This is a genomic window from Massilia sp. P2_C2 (genome assembly GCF_056404615.1).
In genome coordinates this window covers 1-556 of sequence record NZ_JBFUDR010000680.1, presented here as the reverse complement: position 1 = coordinate 556, position 556 = coordinate 1, and the positions used below count along the sequence as shown (strand labels likewise).

At 65.0% G+C, this 556-nt stretch carries 1 protein-coding gene; it reads right to left on the bottom strand.

The genetic code is table 11. The features are described from left to right. Positions 1-556 (bottom strand): VCBS domain-containing protein (locus AC1DYX_RS31830; RefSeq protein WP_477266286.1); only part of this gene is annotated, 556 nt, incomplete at both ends.

Below are 556 nucleotides of genomic sequence, written 5' to 3'. Positions count from 1 at the left end.
TGGGTGTTGTCCAGGGTGTAGGTCCACACACCSSTGCTGGCGTCGACTGCGAAGCTGCCATAGTTGCCCGCTGCGTTACCGGTGTAGGCGGCCGTGGCGTTATGGTCGACGTCGCTGGAGGTGACCTGGCCGGTGGCCACGAGCTGGGTGTCTTCATTGACCGCRCCRYTCTGCGCCGCGCTSGTGATGACCGGTGCGTCGTTGGTGCCGGTGATGGTGATGAGGACATCTTGGGTTGCCTTGCYRCCCTTGTCGTCGGTGACCGTGACGGTGAAGGTYTCGGTATGYGATTCRCCYTCGGCCAGGTCCTGGTGGGTGTTGTCCAGCGYGTAGGTCCACACRCCCGTGCTGGCGTCGACCGCGAAGCTGCCATAGACGCCCGTCGTGCCAGCGCTGTAGGTTGCCGTGGCGCCATGGTCGACGTCGCTCGAGGCCACCGTGCCGGTGACTGTCAGCGTGGTGTCTTCATTGACCGCACCGTTCTGCGCSSCGCTCGTGATGACCGGTGCGTCGTTGGTGCCGGTGACGGTCAGGACGACGTCCTGGGTTGCCTTGC